The 17,551-nt window shown below is 33.6% G+C and carries 19 protein-coding genes; all 19 read right to left on the reverse strand.

All coding sequences use genetic code 11. From position 1 onward, the window contains the following. Positions 1-161 precede the first annotated feature (161 nt). Complete coding sequence (locus AC1EJ0_RS06375; RefSeq protein ID WP_480023755.1) at positions 162-1,607, reverse strand: ABC transporter ATP-binding protein; 1,446 nt, start codon at positions 1,605-1,607, stop codon at positions 162-164. 11 nt (positions 1,608-1,618) lie between these two features. Continuing rightward, positions 1,619-2,344 (reverse strand): energy-coupling factor transporter transmembrane component T, encoded by a 726-nt coding sequence (locus AC1EJ0_RS06380; protein ID WP_480023754.1) that lies wholly within the window; start codon positions 2,342-2,344, stop codon positions 1,619-1,621. Continuing rightward, a complete protein-coding gene (locus tag AC1EJ0_RS06385) occupies positions 2,344-2,925 on the reverse strand; it encodes an MptD family putative ECF transporter S component (protein WP_004835163.1) in 582 nt (193 codons plus the stop codon). The genes AC1EJ0_RS06380 and AC1EJ0_RS06385 overlap by 1 nt, the downstream gene beginning before the upstream one ends. Then, on the reverse strand, positions 2,891-4,675 hold the full coding sequence (locus AC1EJ0_RS06390) for an ABC transporter ATP-binding protein (RefSeq protein WP_071152533.1): 1,785 nt from the start codon (positions 4,673-4,675) through the stop codon (positions 2,891-2,893). Before AC1EJ0_RS06390 ends, AC1EJ0_RS06385 begins: the two co-directional genes overlap by 35 nt. Beyond that, positions 4,676-6,409, reverse strand: a complete 1,734-nt coding sequence (locus AC1EJ0_RS06395; RefSeq protein WP_480023753.1) for an ABC transporter ATP-binding protein — start codon at positions 6,407-6,409, stop codon at positions 4,676-4,678. Between the two features lie 124 nt (positions 6,410-6,533). Beyond that, positions 6,534-7,157 (reverse strand): TetR/AcrR family transcriptional regulator, encoded by a 624-nt coding sequence (locus tag AC1EJ0_RS06400; RefSeq protein ID WP_019213966.1) that lies wholly within the window; start codon positions 7,155-7,157, stop codon positions 6,534-6,536. Between the two features lie 273 nt (positions 7,158-7,430). Further along, positions 7,431-8,252, reverse strand: coding sequence for an N-acetylmuramoyl-L-alanine amidase (locus AC1EJ0_RS06405; protein ID WP_480023752.1), 822 nt, complete (start codon positions 8,250-8,252; stop codon positions 7,431-7,433). Next, positions 8,253-8,654: a phage holin family protein gene (locus tag AC1EJ0_RS06410; RefSeq protein WP_480023751.1), complete on the reverse strand. Its 402-nt coding sequence runs from the start codon at positions 8,652-8,654 to the stop codon at positions 8,253-8,255. Further along, entirely contained in the window at positions 8,647-10,029 is a 1,383-nt protein-coding gene (locus AC1EJ0_RS06415; protein WP_480023750.1) for a hypothetical protein, read from the reverse strand. The genes AC1EJ0_RS06410 and AC1EJ0_RS06415 overlap by 8 nt, the downstream gene beginning before the upstream one ends. A 17-nt stretch (positions 10,030-10,046) precedes the next feature. After that, positions 10,047-11,888 (reverse strand): hypothetical protein, encoded by a 1,842-nt coding sequence (locus AC1EJ0_RS06420; protein ID WP_480023749.1) that lies wholly within the window; start codon positions 11,886-11,888, stop codon positions 10,047-10,049. Next, positions 11,888-12,250, reverse strand: a complete 363-nt coding sequence (locus AC1EJ0_RS06425) for a hypothetical protein (protein WP_480023748.1) — start codon at positions 12,248-12,250, stop codon at positions 11,888-11,890. The genes AC1EJ0_RS06420 and AC1EJ0_RS06425 overlap by 1 nt, the downstream gene beginning before the upstream one ends. Beyond that, positions 12,251-15,040 (reverse strand): phage tail tape measure protein, encoded by a 2,790-nt coding sequence (locus tag AC1EJ0_RS06430; protein ID WP_480023747.1) that lies wholly within the window; start codon positions 15,038-15,040, stop codon positions 12,251-12,253. A 65-nt stretch (positions 15,041-15,105) separates the two neighbouring features. Next, positions 15,106-15,270: a hypothetical protein gene (locus tag AC1EJ0_RS06435; RefSeq protein WP_480023746.1), complete on the reverse strand. Its 165-nt coding sequence runs from the start codon at positions 15,268-15,270 to the stop codon at positions 15,106-15,108. A gap of 17 nt (positions 15,271-15,287) precedes the next feature. After that, a complete protein-coding gene (locus tag AC1EJ0_RS06440) occupies positions 15,288-15,644 on the reverse strand; it encodes a hypothetical protein (RefSeq protein ID WP_480023745.1) in 357 nt (118 codons plus the stop codon). Between the two features lie 2 nt (positions 15,645-15,646). After that, positions 15,647-16,243, reverse strand: a complete 597-nt coding sequence (locus AC1EJ0_RS06445; RefSeq protein WP_019213975.1) for a major tail protein — start codon at positions 16,241-16,243, stop codon at positions 15,647-15,649. Further along, on the reverse strand, positions 16,236-16,577 hold the full coding sequence (locus tag AC1EJ0_RS06450; protein WP_480023744.1) for a hypothetical protein: 342 nt from the start codon (positions 16,575-16,577) through the stop codon (positions 16,236-16,238). The genes AC1EJ0_RS06445 and AC1EJ0_RS06450 overlap by 8 nt, the downstream gene beginning before the upstream one ends. Then, positions 16,570-16,950, reverse strand: a complete 381-nt coding sequence (locus AC1EJ0_RS06455; protein WP_019213977.1) for an HK97 gp10 family phage protein — start codon at positions 16,948-16,950, stop codon at positions 16,570-16,572. The genes AC1EJ0_RS06450 and AC1EJ0_RS06455 overlap by 8 nt, the downstream gene beginning before the upstream one ends. Beyond that, a complete protein-coding gene (locus tag AC1EJ0_RS06460) occupies positions 16,947-17,279 on the reverse strand; it encodes a phage head closure protein (protein ID WP_480023743.1) in 333 nt (110 codons plus the stop codon). Before AC1EJ0_RS06460 ends, AC1EJ0_RS06455 begins: the two co-directional genes overlap by 4 nt. Then, positions 17,279-17,551 carry a head-tail connector protein gene (locus AC1EJ0_RS06465; RefSeq protein WP_480023742.1) on the reverse strand — a complete coding sequence of 91 codons (273 nt, stop codon included), beginning with the start codon at positions 17,549-17,551 and terminating at the stop codon, positions 17,279-17,281. The genes AC1EJ0_RS06460 and AC1EJ0_RS06465 overlap by 1 nt, the downstream gene beginning before the upstream one ends.

The raw sequence follows: 17,551 nt of genomic DNA on the forward strand, positions 1-17,551 counted from the left end.
AAAGAAAAACAGGTGGTTTTTTCTGTCCACCTGCTCTTTTTTTATGTTCTCTTTTTTGCCAGTAGACTTTGTATATCTGCTCGCTTACTTTGATTTTTCGCCCACCGACATAAAGGTAATATTATTTTGTCATTTATGTTTCTTACATTCTTTTTTTGTCTTTATGCTTTAAAGAAATCATTTAATTTGTGAATATTTTCTTCAGTATAGTTTCCTGACCATTCCACATGTCCGTTTTTCAAAAAAATAAAATAATCACAACACTCCTTTAGTAATTCAGGATCATGAGTGATGAGGAAAAAAGTTTTATCTTTCATCTGCTTTAAACTTTGAGCCACATCTAACATATTATGATAATCCAGACCAGAGGTAGGTTCATCTAATATTAGTATGCGACTATTTGAAGCAAGGGCACTAGCTAAAGCTACTCTTTGCTTTTGTCCTCCAGATAGCGACATGGGATGGAGCTCTTTTAATTCCAACAAATTTAATTGAGCTAAAATCTCATCTACTTGTCCACTTATTTCATCTGAACTAAGGCTAACTGTAATTTCCTCTTTGACACTCTCTGTAAAGAGTTGGTTATTCACATCTTGCATGACCATATAAGAAATCTCAAGCCTTTCTTTGCTATCGTAGCTTTTTCCTTCTAAGGTCATTATCCCTGTTGATTCTTCTGCAATACCACACAGACAATTGGCAAAGGTAGATTTTCCAGCACCATTCTTCCCAAGAATTCCTATTATATGTTTTCTAGGAAGTTCTAGATGATTGATTTCTAATCCATCCACTTTATTGTAATATACACAAAAATTATCAAGTGCTATTTCATTGGTATACTCAATGTCTTTACTCTCAAACTTAGGAATATGAGAAGATCTTAATCCCATCTCGTGCAACTTCTTGTCTGAAATATCCTTAAATTCCTCAATGCTATAATCCTTGCTAATTCGACCATCTTTCATATAAATAACTCGGTCGACCAAGTCCATTAAATAATATAACCTATGTTCAGCTATTATAATTGTTTTGCCTTGTTGTTTCCAATATTTAAGTATATTTTTTAAATCATCAATGCTTTCAATGTCTAAATTTGATGAAGGCTCATCTAAAACTAAAATAGGGGCTTCCATCACAGCTGTAGATGCACAAGCAATTTTTTGCTTTTCACCACCTGATAAATTAAATAGATTCCTATCTAACAGTTCATGAATGTTTAATGTATAAGCTACCTTTCCTATTCTGTCAAGCATCTCCATTCTATCAACACCCATATTCTCAAGGCCAAAAGCTATTTCACTTGTAGAATCCACATTAAAAAATTGTGATTTTGGGTTTTGAAATACAGAGCCGACTACCTTTGAAAGTGATTGAATGCTGGTTTGTCCTACTTTTTCTCCATTGATCTCCACTTCACCTTGTAAATCTCCAGTATAATATTCAGGGGAAAGGCCATTAATTAGTCTCGTAAGAGTAGTTTTCCCACATCCAGACTCACCTGTCAGTAGCACAAATTCTCCTTCTTCAATGGATAAACTTATATTAAAAACTCCACCTTGTCTTTCTTTGCTCTTATAGGTAAAGCTAGCATTGTTAAATTTTATCATCTCTTTCCCCCTCATACTAAAGACCAAACTATCAATCCTATAATCAATAGAAAAATCAAAAAATCATATTTGCTAAATTTAACCTCAACAAGGCTCGTTCTGCCTTTAACATTATCTAATCCTCTTGTTAATGCTGATGCAGAAAGTTCATCACCTATTTTGACAACAGAAAATAGGAGCGGGATAATTCTGTACTCTAAAAACAATGATGGATTGGCTTTTGTTTTTTTACTATTAAATCGTATCCCCCTCATTCGCATAGCATTTGATATTGCCTTATTTTCTTCCTTTAGAGTAGGTATGAAACGAAATACTACAGAAACAGGAATAATAAATGCATTTGGAATTTTCCACTTTACCATAGCTGCTATAAATTCATTTGGTTTGGTGGAACTAATCGTATAGTATCCCATCATGAAAATAGGAAAAAGCCTTATGACTAATGAGTTGAGCAATACATTAATCATGTTTAATATGGATGGTAATTCATACATATTTTTAGTTTTATTTGAAATAACAGCCAAAACAAATAAAATTCCATATATGGTTGCAGCTTTGTAATTTTTATTAGATACAAGCAAGAATATAGCGATAGAAACTATCGCTATATCTATACCTATATTGTCATAGACAAAAAACATTATAGTGCTAATGAATACCATAAATAATATTTTTGTTCTCGGATCTAAATAAAAGCCTTTCTTTATTGGGGGAACATAAGTTTTGTAAGCCTCCATTAAGCAATTCCAGCTCTTTCAAAATGTTTTTTCAACATTTTCTTGCCTAGATTAGCACCTATCACTGCTCCAACAAACATGATGCCAATTGCAGCAATTCCCATCCATGGTGGCATATATTTCGCTAAATCGGTCGCAAATTGCTCACCCATTTGTTGTTTTACTCCTTCCATATAGGTATCTGCCATAACCCACATTGGCATCTGACAGCCTAACTCAGCACATGAAAACAACCAAAATCCTATTGTATTAACTTTAAAACTTTTATACTTTTTAGTATTCATAACTACATCAGCAATAATTGCCATTGGAATATACACGGCTGGTGCTAACCAAGTGTAACCCATAAAATACCAAAATACTCCTAAAATGATTCCCATTAGAGATACCATTCCAAACTTTTCTACCTTGGTTAGAAATAGCATAAATGGAATACCTGTTAATATTGGGATTAATATAAATATGGTAGGATAAAGTATTGGCACAGCCCCTAGCATTCCTGTTACGAAAAATATGACTAAATAAATAGCTGTATAAATTCCTACGTTAATTAAATCCTTTGCTGTTAATCGATTCTTCATTGAAATCCTCCTTATTTTGTTTAATCTTCCAGCTTTCTGTTTCTTCTCTTGCTTCTATAAATTTCTTATAAGTGCCTTCTTTTCTAATTAAATCTTCATGTTTCCCCACCTCCTCTAATTTTCCGTCTTTAAGAACTATAATCTGATTCGCATTTTTAACAGTCTTTAACCTATGAGCAACCATTATAACCGTTTTGTTTTTTGTTAAACTTTCTATGGCTTCTTGAAGTTTATCCTCATTTTCTGGATCAACATTTGCTGTAGCTTCGTCAAAAATAATAATCGGGGCATTTTTTATCATAGCCCTTGCTATTGATATTCTTTGTCTTTCTCCGCCTGAAAGAGATGTGCCGCCTTCGCCTATGATGGTTTGATAGCCTTCTGGCAAATTCATAATAAAGTCATGGCATTGGGCTTTTTTTGCCACTTCTATGACTTCTTCCTTCTTAGCTTGTGGTTTGCCAAATTTTATATTATTTTCGATGGTATCTTGGAAAAGATAAACATTTTGGAATACGGTGCTAATTAAATCCATTAAGGATTCAAGCGTGTAGTTTTTAATATTGACATCTCCAATCGATATGCTGCCTTGATCCACGTCCCAAAATCTAGAAATAAGCGAACACATGGTGCTCTTACCAGATCCACTTGGTCCAATAATGGCTGTCATAGCCTTTTCCGGAATATGAACGGAAACCTCCCTTAAAATAGGTATTTTATCATAAGAAAAGCTAACATTATTGAATTCAATATCTGTATGATGAGGCGTAATCTTCTGGCCCTCAATATCCATCTGAGGCATATTTTCTGTTGTTTCTACTTGTTCTATAGAACTTGTTGCAACTCTTAATGTCGCCATGGCGGATCCTGCGGATTGAATACTTGCAAACACCAGGAATGACATGATGATACACATAATTGCTTTCAATAAATCCATGGTGCCATTGATATAAAAATAAAGTGAAAGGACAATCATGGCAACACTGGAAATTCTTAAAACGAGCTCTTGCCCGATGGTATAGGGTGTAAATAATTTCTCCAAGGCTAGATTGGCTGAGCGACTTTCTTCTAGTGCCGAGCGTACGGTTTGGTCCCCTTTTCCTGTTAAATTAAAGGATTTAATGATCGGCATTCCCTGGATATATTCCAAAATCGTTTCTACTAAAAGAGATTGTGCCTCTTGCCTTTTTGGAGCAAGTGTCCTCGACTTTTTTTCCATGACAGAAGTAATATATAGATATAAAACCGTTCCTGCTATAACAATCAGCCCATTTCTCCACTCGAAAAATAAAATCATCAGGGTGAACACAAATGAGTTAATGAAGCCACTCATCATAACAACTAAAACCATAGGAGCTGTATTCTCAACGTCATCTAGAACAGTTGTTAAAACACCAGTCACTTTTCCAATATTATTTTCATTAAAGAATCCCATTGGAACCGTCTTCAGCATTTTTCCTATACTTATTCTTCGATTAGCTACCATAAAATACCCAGCATGAGTTTGATCTAATTGAGCAAAATAGTTGGCAGAAGACCTTCCGACAATACTTACCAACAGCATAAGAAAAACCTTCAGTGCTATAAAGGAATTAAAATCTTTTGTCACCAAGGCTTGAAGCACAAAGTAAATGGCTCCTATTTGCAACATATTGAAGATGGCATACACAAATTCAAAAATAACAGACTTGTTTAAATTTATTCGTTCCTTATCTGCAAATGCCCATATCTTTCGAAGTCCACTTAACATCTAAGCCACCTCCTTTCCACCGATATGTGCTTCCCACATGGCTTGATAAAGTTTATTTTCTTTAAGAAGTTCTTCATGATTGCCACTTGCTACAAGTTTGCCATGATCGATGAGATAAATCTGGTCTGCATTGGTTATTGTTGATAACCTATGAGCAATCATAATGATAGTTTTTCCCTGAACAAGCTTATTAATTGCTTTTTGTAAAACTTGCTCATTTTCAGGATCAATATAAGCCGTCGCTTCATCTAATATGATAATTGGAGCATCTTTTATCATGGCTCTAGCAATGGTGATCCTCTGTTTTTCACCGCCTGATAAATGATTTCCTCCACTCCCTACTTTGGTCTGATATCCATGCTCTAAAGACATAATAAAATCATGACAACCTGAAGCTTTGGCAATTTCAATCACTTCTTCATCGCTAGCCGAAGGCTTGCCCATTCGAATATTTTCCATGATGGTATCGTTAAAAAGGAAAACATCCTGCGAAACAAAAGCAACTAAATCATAGAGTTGTTCAAGTGGAATATTGAATAAATTAATTCCGCCAATCGATATTTCTCCCTGTTCTACGTCCCAGAAACCAGCAATTAACTTGGCAATGGTTGACTTTCCTGAACCACTTGGCCCAACAAAGGCATTTAAACTTCGCTCTTGAATCACCATATCGATTCCTTTAATAACTTCTTCTCCTGGTTCATAGGAGAAATGTAGATTCTTGATAGCAATGTCATGATTTTTTAAATGAACTCTTTCTCTACGATGAACTTGTTCTGTCCCATTTAAGATTTCATCAATTCGTCCGACAGTTGTCCCTGTTTGAGCTAAGGCATCGACAAAGTTAATAGCAGCTAGTAAGGGACCAGCTATACCAAGAGAAAGAATGATGGTCGTAATAAAGGTTGACATCTCTAAACTTCCATTAATAAACATGATCCAACCAACAGGTAATACCGTAATCAAAGTTGTTGGTGAAATGTTCTTGGATAAGGACACTGGCATTTGACATTTTTTCATCCAATGATAATAAAATGAAGCATTAGCTATCACTTTATCGGTGAATTTCCCATAGGATTTTTCGCCTTGATTAAAAGTTTTAATCACTTCAATTCCGCCAACATACTCAACAATTGTTTTATTCATTTCGGTATTGGTCGCAACCGACTTACTATAATCTTCTGCATAACCTTTCATAATTAATGACATAAAAAACATACCTACCGGAATTGAAACGAGTGACAATAAAGCCATTCTCCAATCTAAAATTAATAGATAGATGAAGATGGATACAGGCCCTAAAATATTCGCCGTCATCTCAGGCAATAAGTGAGCCAAAGGTCGTTCCATTTTTTCTACTTGATCAACAATGATTGTCTTTAAATCACCACTATGGGTGTCAATAATCGTACCAAGAGGCATTTTAGGCAGCTTTTCCAAGAGCATGATTCGTACATTTCTTAGAACAGAGAAGGTTGCTTTATGGGACTCTGCCAAGGCCTTGGCGTAAAAAATTGGTTTTAAGCAATAGCCAATCAAGATTAGAAAACACCAAGGTAGGTAGAAAGAAAAATCTTTATTTCCAACAAACAAACCATAAACAATTTTGCTTACGCCAAAATAAGGCAACATACCTAAAAGAACCCCAATAACTGCCAAAAAAATGGAAAGCTTGAGGGCTTTATGTTCTCCTTCTGCCAGCTGCCATAGGCGTTTCATATAATTATTTTTCAATGGAACCCTCCTTTCCTTTTTTCTTTCATCTTTAACACCTCCATATGATAGATAACTTTATTAGCTAACTTAGTTATCTTTACTTTAAAAAATATAAGGGTGTTTAATACCCTTTCCCTTATATTTAAAAACCTCTCAATTTCTCCCATCCATCATAAAAAAATTTCGAAATTATTCTTGTGTTTAACTTTACTTCTTCTTCTGTTTGGGAATGTATTATAATTTCACACAACGCATTAATATAGGCATGGTTTAACAAATGCATTGCATCTTTAGGGACTTCTGATTTTATATTCTTTTTCTTTGAAATAATCTGAAACGCTTTATGTCTGTTTATATCTTCCTTTTCCACAAGAAGCTCTATAAAATTATCATATTTCGTACCATATGATTTAAATATTAAAAGATTAAATAAATCTTTTTTGCTAAACATATATAATGCAGATTCAATTGACCCTTCAATGTTAATTTTTGATAAATCTTCTCCACAATTTTTTTCTATGTTTTGAAAAGATTCCTCTTCAAACTTGCTATAAAAACCCAAAAGTTCGTTTGCCAATGGATCAACTAAACTGATAAATAAATCTTCTTTATCATTAAAATGCCTGTAAAAAGCACCCGTTGTAACCCCAGCATCTTTGCAAATTTTTCTTAAATTAGCTCGTTCATAACCATCATTTAAAAAATTAACTTTACCACTATCCATAATCTTTTTATGTGTTAAATCGTAACCAGTAATTTCTGTCATATCCTCACCGCCTCGACTAATTGCTCAATTTATAATTTTGCGGAATAATGATAACTTTGTTATCATTATATACACTTATCTTCTTTATGTCAATATGAATAGTAGAAAATCATACTTAAGTATGATATAATCATTAATAATTTTAATACACGCTTAACGCTTGCTACTCTAATTATTCTTTTGTAGCAAGCACAGTAAGTGTACGTGCACTTACGAAAAATTAATGGATCAGATTTTTATGAGATGTATAGTCCCATTAGGCTCATTTGCTTACTATTTAATTATTTCATTTACCTTTTTCTGTATATCATAATAATCATATCCAGCTTCTAGCAAGCGTCTTTTTCTTTCGCTCCCCGTGCCCCAAAGTCCTCGAATGACTTCTCTGGCAATCATATCTGTTTTACTATCATTTTTTATTTCATAAACAATAGCACCTTTATCGTCAAAAACTTTATACTGTGGATTTTTATTAACACACCTTTTAGCAAGTTCTAAATACTTAAATGCTCCTATCTGGCTTTTTGCATCTTTCCATGATTTTCTTACTCGATACATTGTTGATACTTCCATAGGCTTGTTATTGTCTGCTCTTAGTTTTTTATTGACTTCGTCAGCGATAAATGCTAGCTTATTTGAAAGGTATGGACCAGGGCAGCTTGTTTTTGCATACCATTTATGCATTTGCAAAACACCATCTTTTCCTCCAGTATATGTGCATGGATAAATTTCATTTCTTCTACAAATGTCTGTAACCAAATCAATAAGTCTTTTTAATACATAATTAGACACCAGCCACTGTGGTGCACAGGTAGAATTTCCCACTTCAATTGTTACTGCCCTGTTGTCGCACCAAGATGAAGATGTAGTCCAAGCTCTATTTTGCTCATCAACACCAAGAACTATAACTCCATCTGATCCTAAGCAGTAATTTGCTGAGGCTTTTCTTGTTTTTGATACAAATAGAGATGCTAAATTTCTTCCATTAATAACTCCAGCAGCATGGTGTATTGCAATCTTGCATATTTTTTCACTTCTCTTTCCACTATGATTTGGAGATAGTATCTTATCTTGGATTAGTGAGCTGTTTGACATTTACTTGTCCTCCTTTAGCTGCTCAAGCATTTCTCTAAGTTTTTCTGGAACAGGTAAACCTATTGCCATTGTATTTTCTAATATAGATAAACCTTCATTAGCTATATAAAAAAAGATGATGGCTGTTCTTATCATAGTACCATCACCTTTAATTAAATTTACATCGCATAAGTTTGCTATACCAACAACAATAAATATAACAATCTTCTTTGCTATTCCTTTAAATCCTACGCTTGATGAGAGCTTTCGTTCTACTCCAGCTCTTAAAACACCTGTTATATAATCTGCTATTATAAATGCAAGTAAGGTGTAGATAAAAGCGTCAATGCTTCCTAAGTAAAAGCCTATATAGCCACCTATGACTATAAAGACGTATTTGAGACTTTCTAAAATTTTATTCATTTCCTTCCTCCTCTGTTAATGTATAAGTTATTTTCATTGTCTTATCTGCAGTTTTTAATATTGGCGTAGATAAATTGTTAATTGTACCTAGATATGGCGTGTGTAAATATAATTTTTTGTATAATGTATCATCATATTTTCCATAACCTAATCTAAATGGTCCTATTTCTATTAATTCAGTTGATATATTGTCTAATCCTACTCCTTCGTAGTTATCGCTAAAACTTTTAATAATTTCATCTTTTGAATTTATTTCAAAGTTATAACATAATATATAGTCACCTAGCTTATACATATAATTACTACAATATCTACCGTAAGCAATTTTTCCCTTAAAATTAAGAGGTATTTTCACAATGTCTACAGGATTATTGATATTTATTTTATATATATTAATCGAATTAAAATCGGGTACGTATAAATAACCATTATTAAAAGCACTAGAAATAGTTCTACTACAATACCCATTGGTATTTTCATTGTATGTTCCAAACTCATTAAGAGATACTTTTCCAATATCAAAATTATCAACTGTATAACTGTAGTCAGATTTTTTTATTTTGACTCGTCTAAGGTTTCCATCTTTTGTAAAACCATACCAGTAACCATCCTTGCCGTCAAAAAATATCCAATTTTTCCAATTATACAAATCTTCACATATTTTACTGAAATCAATTATTTTTTTATCAATTTTTTGCATAGTATAGCCAGCCATCGGGTTATTAAGACCTATATTTAAATAATCTTCTTTAAATTTTACTATTTCTAATGTTTTATTGCTTCTTAAAAATATCGATGTAAAAGTATTATTCTTTACATCAGCCTCCACCATGCCTATATATATTCTAAGTATTTCATAGCTAGTGTTTCTATTACCTACTGAGTTTAAGTATAATAATGCGTTTCTTCCATATTTATTTCCATAAAAAAATCTTCCTGCTTTATAATGAGTTAGTGCTAAAGATGATATTTTGCCATTAGCTTGTGAGGTTGAAAAGTCCCATACAAACTTGTATCCGTTTTCTAGAGCTTTAGATTCTGCTAAATTTGCAGATCCTCTTTTTTCATAATCTGTAGTATTTACATTGTCAGAAGCAAAACCTATAACATTATTAGATGACGGTACTATATATTTATTTGGATCTTCTTCCAAGCGGTCTTCAAAAAGAAGTATTCCACCATAACATTTATTAGCTATTGGAAACAACTCCTCCTTAAATCCTGTGGTGCTAGACTCATTCTGATACATAAGACCACTAGGATTAAGGCTAAAAAGATCTTTTACAGCATTGGTTACCAGGTTCTCTTCCTCATACACTTCCTTCTTGCTAGTATTAACATCTGTGAGTTCGATAGTTGCTTTACCTTTAAACATAAGCATTCCTCCTTTTATTATATTTCAGCATTATTGTTGTTATTTAGATATCCAACTTTAAGTCCTATATACTTAGTCTTCTGTATTTTCTCACTAAAAATTATATTTTTTGGAGTTTCAACTTTAATATCGTATTTTTCTTTCAAACCTCTAAACATGAATAGTTTAGATATATCAACTCTGCTCCAAGTTTCATCAACCTTAATCTTTCCATCCCACTCTTCATTAGAACCTAGTGATTGACCAGATATTGCTGCTATAGCATTATCCTTGCTTATCATAGCCTTACCAGATTCTAGCCTAATAAGTACTGAGAAGTTATTCATTGTTTTCTCTTTTATTTTTGTCAAAGGATAAAAAAGGTTTAATATATGCTCACCACTCATGTAAGTTTCCTTTGGTATGTGGTGCTCAATTTTTGTATCATTGAAAACGTAAGTGACAACTAAACGAGTAGGAACTTCAACTGTTTCTATAAGCTCAAGATCTTCAATAACTTCTTTGTTTTCAAACTTTGGTGGGTTGAATGATTTTTTCTCGTCATTAAGGACCTCAACTTTTTTAGTTTCTTTTCTTTTTACCTTCCTGTGTTTTTCTTCTGTGTCACATATAACATTTAATAAAATTGTTGCATTAAATAATGCTTCTGTTTCTTTATCTGAAGCAAACTCAATTCTAATAATTGGTGTGTCTGTTGTAGATAGATTGATAGCTGAATAGTTAGAATAAGAATGCACCACTAGCTTCTCAGATTCAATCTGATTTATTAGACCAGTGATGTTTTTATCATTTTTGCTTTTAGCTCTTGAAAGATATGGATTTTTTCCAACACCAATAATTCTGTGTTTTCCATTTATCTTATATTCAATATCTGTAATCAGACCTTCTATTGTTTCATTGGAATATATTATTTCAATCCTATCTCCAAGATCAAGAGAAGGATCACCTATTGTTTCCATATCAAAAGGTGTGTGCTGTATTTTAGTCACTTCATTTAATAGAGCTTCACACATTCTTTGTCTTTTCTCTTCAAGTCCAAGTTGCATAAGTGGGTTTATCCCTAGATTCATAGTCAAGCCGTTGTCTTCATCCAAGGAGTAGTATTCTGCAATTTTAGTCTTTGCATTCGTTGAGTTAATTGCTGTGTACCTAGTTTTAAAATCAGATATTGAAGATGAGAACCTCTCCTTAGCATTAATGCTTGTTGAAACTTTTTCTGAATACTTCATAAGAACTAGCTCGCCTGTTCTATTAATTTGAGCAAAAACTCCCAGTGTTGATGCAATATAGTGAATAAAGTCTCTATAAGTTTCTATATCATTTTCTTTATAAATTGCTAAGGCTTCCTGCCCATTAGCAAAGGCTTTTATATCGTCCTCGCTCATTCCTAGCTTAACTTTGCATTTTTCACATGAAAGACTTAAAAGGTCGTACGCAGATCCAAAGGTATCTGTAATAGGAAAGTTCTTATCAAAGCGTAGCATATAGTCATAGCCTTTAAGTTCTAGTATTTTCTTAGACCTATTCGCTTCTGTTACATCAAATATTCCCATAGGTATCGTTTCAACTTTTCCATTAGATAAAACTTGATGATAAAAAAGCTCAAGCTTAGAATCTTCAAGGCTGTATCTGTCGATATTTGAAAATAAACTGATGCCAAACTCCGCAGCATAAACTGTTCCTATCTCAAGCTCTGATGAACCTGAACACGACCTGTGAATATATCCAGATCCTTTTAATATGTCACTATTTGTAAAAGGGATTACTTTCTTATCTTTTAAAATGATATTGCCAGTCCAATAAAAGCTACGAGAATTTTTCTTTATTTCTGTTTTAAAATCTGCACTTGTAGAATACATTAATATTCCTCCAAAGAAAACGATACATTCCAAAGCCCTTTATATGAAGTATCTTTCACTAGCTTTGTTTTAAAACCATCAATGTACATCTCTGCATCTTTTAATGATAAATCTTCTGTGTCTAAGTATTTAACTTTTAACTTAGCTTTCTTAGTAAATTTGCTTAATACTTTCACTAGCTTGGGACTACATGAGAAGTCAACTGATATGCTAGCTACTTTACTTCTAATAATATCTCTTTGAATAGTACCTGCTTCTGTCTCTCCTCCTGTGTCTGCCTCTATATCTCTAAAATCAATAGAATAAGAGTTAGGTAGAGGCAGGTCTACTCCTTCAATTATTAAATATGATTGATGCTTCATTTACCTACCTCCACTTCTTAAATTTCTTCTTTGAGATGCACTTACTATGACCTCATCTAGGAGTGTACCTCCTAAATATACAGGTATAACTATGTCGCCAGATTGTTCAGCTTTTAAGTCAATATTTGATAGTGCAGCTTTAATTTGTCCTCCTATATCAACCGAGCTAGCTTGAGTGACACTTGCTCCAACCGTTGCTAAACTTGGATTTAAAACCATATCGCTTGCCACATTCTTCATTGATGATTGGACTAAATTTCTAGTCTTTTCTATCCCTCTTGCTAAGCCTTTCATAAAGTCTGGCATCCATGTTTCATAATCTGTTAATGGGCCTACATCTGGTACTGAGAAGTGCAGGAAGGATTTTATTGTAGATGCTACATTAGAAACTGCAGATGCGATTCCACCTATAGCACTTTTTATACCATTAATAATTCCATTAATTAAATCTGCTCCCCAGTTATATGCACTAGATATAAGGTTTTGAATAAATGATACTGCGTTATTAAAGCCAGTTTTTATTGTATTAACTATGTTTGACATTGTATTTGAAATTGTTGAAAACATCGCATTGAATACATTAGATACAGTTGATTTTATTCCATTTATTACTGAAGTAACGCTATTCTTTATATTATTCCATGTATTAATAACAAATGTTTTAATTGCATTAATAACTGTTGATATAGTATTCTTTATCGCATTCCATATAGATTCAATCGTTGTTTTCAATGTATTTACAGTGGTAACAACTGCTGTTTTTATGTTATTCCATGTTGTACTTATAAAAGTTGATATCGTTGTAAGTATTGTAGTGAAAAATGTGCTAATTGCATTCCATACTGTTTCAATGCTTGTTTTAATATTTTCAATACTTGTTACTACAAAATTCTTAATATTTTCCCACGCTGTTTTGAAAAATTCACTGATGCTATTAAAAACAGTAGTCGTTGTATTCTTTATTGCATCCCACGTATCAGTAAATATTGTAGATATTGAATTCCAAAGTTCAGAAAAGAAATCTTTTATTGCATTCCATACTGTTATTGTCGCTTCTTTTATTGCTTCCCAAACTGCAATAACACCATTTCTAAACCATTCACACTTATTCCATAAAAGAACTAAAACAGCGATTACAGCACCTATTACAATAGGTACTATACCTATTGCTGATACGACAGCTGTTATAGCAGGGATAATAGTTCCAGTTACAAAGCCAGCTACTTTTGCAAAGGCTCCAACTACTAGTGGACCTTGTGTCATAATCGTACCAATTGACCATACAAGTTTGCCTACTATAACAAGAATAGGACCAATAGCAGCAATTAAAACTCCTATGGTTGCAATAATACCTTTAACAGGCTCTGGTAGTGCATTTATTCCATTTACAAGCTTAGTCAAGAAATCTACTAAGCCTCTAACTGCAGGCATCAAAAGCTCTCCAAATGATATAGCTAATTCCTCTAAAGCTGATTTTAATATCTTAAGCTGTCCGCCTAAGTTATCCTGCATAGTGTTTGCCATCTTCTCAGCTGATCCGTCAGCGTTATATATAGCATCACTTAAATTATTGTAATCTTGCTCGCTAGCGTTAATTATTGCAAGCATACCAGACATAGCATTTTTGCCAAATATCAATGAAGCAGCCTGTGCTTGTTGAGTTCCATCTAGACTAGCAAAAGCATTTCTAAATGTCATCAATGTTTCGTCAAGTGACAATCCTTGAATATCCTCTACAGTTAAACCAAGCATAGCCATACCATTTGAAACTTCTTTAGTTGGTGATGCTAGTCTTGTCAATGCAGATCTTAGAGCAGTACCTGCCTGCGAGCCTTTAACACCAGAGTTTGCCATCAAACCTATAGCTACAGCCATGTCTTCTACTGAGTATCCTAAAGCTCCAGCGATTGGTGCAGCATACTTAAATGTTTCACCCATCATAGAAACATTCGTATTGGCATTAGAAGATGCAGCTGCAAGAACGTCAGCAAAATGAGATGAATCTTCTGCTTTTAATCCGAAGGCAGTAAGAGCATCTGTAACTATATCTGAGGTAGTAGCTAGATCCTCGCCACTGGCTGCAGCAAGGTTCATAACACCATCAATACCATCTATCATTTGCTTAGTTTTCCATCCAGCCATTGCCATATAGTTCATAGCATCTGCAGCTTCGCTAGCTGAAAACATTGTCTTCGCACCCATTTCTCTTGCTTTTTTGCAAAGAGCATCAAAATCAGAGCCAGTTGCTCCAGATACAGCCTTTACCTTTGACATACCAGAATCAAAGTCTGCTGCTGTTTTTACAGCTACTGCACCAAGTCCAGCTACAGCGAGAGATACTGGCATAATCTTTTTGCCGACATTTTCTATGTTCTGTCCAGTGTTTTGCCATTTTTCTCCTGCAATAGCTACATTTTGTAATGTTTGATTAGTTGTTGCACCTTGCTTTTCAAGAGATTTAAGTGCTTGTTCTGTTTCTATGATCTCTCTTTTTAAGGCATCATATTGCTCTTGTGAGATTTTGCCTTCAGCTAGAGCCTGTTCTGCTTGTTTCTGTGCCTCTTTTAGTGAATTAAGCTTGTTTTTTGTTTCTTCTAATGTCTGTCCTAGAAGTTTATGCTTTTGTGAGATAAGCTCAGTATTGCCAGGATCAAGTTTAAGAAGTTTATTTACATCACGAAGTTCAGACTGGGTATGTTTTATCTCAGTATTTACTGCCTTTAGTGCCTCTTGAAGCTTGGTGGTATCTCCTCCAATTTCAACAGTAATCCCTTTTACTCTATTTGCCAATATCTCACCTCCTTAATTTTATATGAAAATATCCATCGCTTAACGATGCTTAAATAGTTTATTCATTAAAATTTGTCAAAATCGTCTTGTGTCGCTACTTCTTTATACTTGTAATCATCATTACTTTTTTCAATAAACATATCGTTTACAAGTCCAATGGTTAATAAACCTAAGTCAGAAACAGAAAGACCAAGTTCCACTGCCCTTAGTAAAAATAAGGGTGTAGTCATTGGTCTTTCTGTCGGTCTTACTTTTTTTTAGATTTTTCCTCCATCTTTATATTAAGTCCCCATAGCTCTATTAGCTGAGGTAGGATTTGATATATAGAAAATGTTGAGAAATTATCTAACCATTCTTCTGTGCTATCTGGAACAGATTTGTCCCCATGCTTAGCCATTACATAGGCTATATTTTCAAACAATTCTAACGAACCTATGTCAAGGTTAGATTCATTTTTATCATTCTTTTTTATTGACCTCTCTAGTTCTATTAGGTCTTTAAAAATATCTCTGCCAAATTTTATTCTATATATTCTAGGGATTGCTGCTGATGCACGAAAGACAACATCTTTGCCGTCAATCTCTATTGTTTTTGTTAATGCCATTACTATTTTCCTCCTACACTTGCTTTTGTAGGTGTTACTGCAGTTTCTGTAGGCATATAAACTGACTTATACCATCCTTCGTAAGTCTCCTTGGTTGTTGAATCTCCTGTTCTTGCTTTTACATTTCCATTTGGAAGAGGTCTTGCTTGAATTGATAAAGTTTCTGGTTGAACTTCCCTTGACTCTTCATTTGTCTCTCCTTCAAGTTTTGGTCTTGCAGCAGAGCAGTTATACATGATGTGACGGATTTTCTTTTGATCTCCATCAAACTCAAAAAGAAGAGCAAAGTTCGCTGTCTCTGAATTAGATGATTCAATAAGAACTTTATTTGTATCTACTTTTTCCATTAAAACATCTGTTCTAAACGACTCTGGAATTAGTGCTATTTCTAGGTCGCCATCATAACCCATGTTATTAGAAATTGTGTAATATTCTATCCCGTCAGCATAAAAGCTTTCTGGCTCTCCATTAGGCTCTAATGAAATAGATACGGCACCAGGCATTGGCACTGGTTCTTTGTATTTAATCGTACCATCTTCTGTTTTATCGAAAAGAGCATAGTGAACATTACATATGTTAAATTTAACTTTATTAGCCATTATATTCCTCCTTATAATTTATCTTTAAAGTAAACTCGTAGAGAACTTCATACAGCCTTTCAGATTCAATCCATACTTCTGATTTTTCATAGTATATCTTTTCTCTATCAAGTATTTCTTCTATTTTTTCTTCTAATTGTAAATCTTTTTTATCTGTGTAGACCTCAAGATTCACTTCTGTATTTTTATAATAAACAAGTCCATCTGCTCCAAAGTGTTTATTTTTTGGAAACAGATATACCATAAAAGGTGGGTCTGGACTCTCTCCTTCAGCAAAATGCGAATAAGCAAAAGGAAGTCCTATCTCTTCTAAAATTTTTATTAGTCTATCCATTCTTTAACTTCCTTATAATGTTTTCTTCCAATTCCCTGACTCCTTTTTCTTCTGCTGGTGCTATATGAGGCTTTGCCTTTACTCTGCCACCCTGTCTAAGCACATGACCTTTTTCAAGTAAGTGTGCTAGCTGATATCTATCTCTTGAGTGAACTATAAGCTCGATTGAATTAGAAGTCTCTCTATTATTTTTTACAGTCCATGACTTTGCATATCTACCAGTCCTTCCAACTGGAGCTGTATCCTTTATATCTTGTTTGATATTTTTAGCTGCTTTCTTAACCTCACTCTTCAGTTCATCGCTAGCCATCTTAGAATAATCTTCTAAGCCTTTCATTATTTCACTAGCTAAGTTATCTATCTTCACATTCATCTTGACACCTTCTTGCATCTTAGTTTAATCAGCTTATTTTTATAATTCATAAAATCAACTGATAGTATATTGTATATATTTTCATCGAAGCTAATTCTATATTCACTAGAGTTTATTGATTTTAATTTTTGCTGATATCTAATGGTAAAAGATATATCAGAGCTATCTTGCTCCATGCCTAAAAATACTGCCTCTCCTTTTCCTTGAAAGGATATATATGCATTAGTTGTAATATAGTCACTCCAAATAGATTTATGGTTTCCAATCTTGTCTATTTCAAGCTTCTTATTTTGTATCTTTATTTTTTTATTAAGGTCAACTATCTTCATTAAAACTCAGCCTTTCTTATACCAAATAATAGAGCTCTAAGTGTTAAATTAAGCTCTGCGTGGTCAGCCTCTTCTCTGTGTTCATAAAGATATGCAATCATATATAGTACAGCAATTTTAGCATTTTTATGGGTAGCAAGCTGCTCATCGCTATCGACTCTTGCAATTTCTTTGCAATGCTCTATTGATGAAAGGATGAGCGTCTTTATATACTCATCCTCATCATCAAAATCAACTCTTAAATACGTCTTAGCCTCATCAAGAGTTATCAT

Source organism: Fenollaria sp. C0166D3 (genome assembly GCF_056590255.1).

Coding starts and splice junctions, on each gene's coding strand:
- AC1EJ0_RS06375 (WP_480023755.1), bottom strand. CDS start 1,607: ATGATAAAATTTAACAATGCTAGCTTTACCTATAAGAGCAAAGAAAGA.
- AC1EJ0_RS06380 (WP_480023754.1), bottom strand. CDS start 2,344: ATGGAGGCTTACAAAACTTATGTTCCCCCAATAAAGAAAGGCTTTTAT.
- AC1EJ0_RS06385 (WP_004835163.1), bottom strand. CDS start 2,925: ATGAAGAATCGATTAACAGCAAAGGATTTAATTAACGTAGGAATTTAT.
- AC1EJ0_RS06390 (WP_071152533.1), bottom strand. CDS start 4,675: ATGTTAAGTGGACTTCGAAAGATATGGGCATTTGCAGATAAGGAACGA.
- AC1EJ0_RS06400 (WP_019213966.1), bottom strand. CDS start 7,157: ATGACAGAAATTACTGGTTACGATTTAACACATAAAAAGATTATGGAT.
- AC1EJ0_RS06405 (WP_480023752.1), bottom strand. CDS start 8,252: ATGTCAAACAGCTCACTAATCCAAGATAAGATACTATCTCCAAATCAT.
- AC1EJ0_RS06410 (WP_480023751.1), bottom strand. CDS start 8,654: ATGAATAAAATTTTAGAAAGTCTCAAATACGTCTTTATAGTCATAGGT.
- AC1EJ0_RS06415 (WP_480023750.1), bottom strand. CDS start 10,029: ATGTTTAAAGGTAAAGCAACTATCGAACTCACAGATGTTAATACTAGC.
- AC1EJ0_RS06420 (WP_480023749.1), bottom strand. CDS start 11,888: ATGTATTCTACAAGTGCAGATTTTAAAACAGAAATAAAGAAAAATTCT.
- AC1EJ0_RS06425 (WP_480023748.1), bottom strand. CDS start 12,250: ATGAAGCATCAATCATATTTAATAATTGAAGGAGTAGACCTGCCTCTA.
- AC1EJ0_RS06435 (WP_480023746.1), bottom strand. CDS start 15,270: ATGACTACACCCTTATTTTTACTAAGGGCAGTGGAACTTGGTCTTTCT.
- AC1EJ0_RS06440 (WP_480023745.1), bottom strand. CDS start 15,644: ATGGCATTAACAAAAACAATAGAGATTGACGGCAAAGATGTTGTCTTT.
- AC1EJ0_RS06445 (WP_019213975.1), bottom strand. CDS start 16,243: ATGGCTAATAAAGTTAAATTTAACATATGTAATGTTCACTATGCTCTT.
- AC1EJ0_RS06450 (WP_480023744.1), bottom strand. CDS start 16,577: ATGGATAGACTAATAAAAATTTTAGAAGAGATAGGACTTCCTTTTGCT.
- AC1EJ0_RS06455 (WP_019213977.1), bottom strand. CDS start 16,950: ATGAATGTGAAGATAGATAACTTAGCTAGTGAAATAATGAAAGGCTTA.
- AC1EJ0_RS06460 (WP_480023743.1), bottom strand. CDS start 17,279: ATGAAGATAGTTGACCTTAATAAAAAAATAAAGATACAAAATAAGAAG.
- AC1EJ0_RS06465 (WP_480023742.1), bottom strand. CDS start 17,551: ATGATAACTCTTGATGAGGCTAAGACGTATTTAAGAGTTGATTTTGAT.